This is a genomic window from Pedobacter sp. UYEF25 (genome assembly GCF_054061655.1).
On the sequence record NZ_JBSSEL010000051.1, the window covers coordinates 1 to 1,011 of the forward strand.

1 protein-coding gene is annotated in these 1,011 nt (G+C 48.7%); it reads right to left on the minus strand.

The genetic code is table 11. From position 1 onward, the window contains the following. Positions 1–307: 307 nt before the first annotated feature. On the minus strand, positions 308–1,011 hold a 704-nt coding region (locus tag ACVWYG_RS19225), incomplete at its 5' end, for an IS110 family RNA-guided transposase (RefSeq protein ID WP_457272682.1).

A 1,011-nucleotide genomic window follows, 5' to 3' on the forward strand; every position in this document is an offset into this window, starting at 1 on the left:
GGAAATCCTCCTATGATTAATATTACCTTTTTTTAAAGAAAGATCAAAAGATTTCCTTTGGAACAGGGCCTTCTAACGGCCTCCGCTCCTCAGGTTTTTTTTCCTTAACAAATATAACAATCTGCCGCCACTGTTTTCCCAATCTCCTATTAGTAGTCTACATTCTGTGCTACAGGTATCTATTATTTTCTTGTTGTGGTCAAAAGACAAGCTACAAACTTTTTATATGTAATCTTTTTACAAGGATTTCCTAGTAGTCATGTCTGTGTTCTGGTCGGGGATATACCTATGGGCTGCAGGCTTTCTGTCATTTTACTATTCCTTTCTCATAGCTCTGTTGTTTTTGTAACATATAATATACCCTGCTCAACATTTTTCTCGCAATACGGATTATGGCCCTCTTTCCGGTCATCCTTTTTTTGTACTCGTTATACGCCAGGAGCATAGCAGGGTCCAGTCTCACCGCCGACCATGCGGTCTCTATGAGCAGGCTTCTCAATCTCGAATGTTTTCTTGGGGTAAGCGGGCCCATGCGCTCCGACTCTCCCGAGGAGAATTCCGTTGGACAGAGGCCGATGAACGAGTTGAACCGATAGAAGGTACCAAACCTCCCTATATCGCCGATCTCTGTCAGCATGGTCAATGCCGTAAGTGCCCCGATGCCGGGTGCTGTCATCAGTAGAACAGCTCCCTGCCGGTACCTGTCGCCGCGGATCATATCCCTGAGTTCGCCGCTCAGTTCCAGGATCTGTGCCCTGAAGTATTCCACCTGCCCGATCATGCGGGCGAGCGCAAGGTTTGCCGACACGTGCGGGAACTCGACGGCCTTCAGCCACCTCATAAAAGCCAGCGTCCAGTTCGACTTCTGGAAGTTCTCTGGGATTGCCATGCCAGATTTATGGAGCAGGCTCTTTATCCTCGCCTTTGCCCTTGTAAGGTCTGTGCCCAGGCGGTGCCTATAGCGTACCACGGTCCGGTCGCTCTCCAGTTCCTCATCGGGAACATGTACAC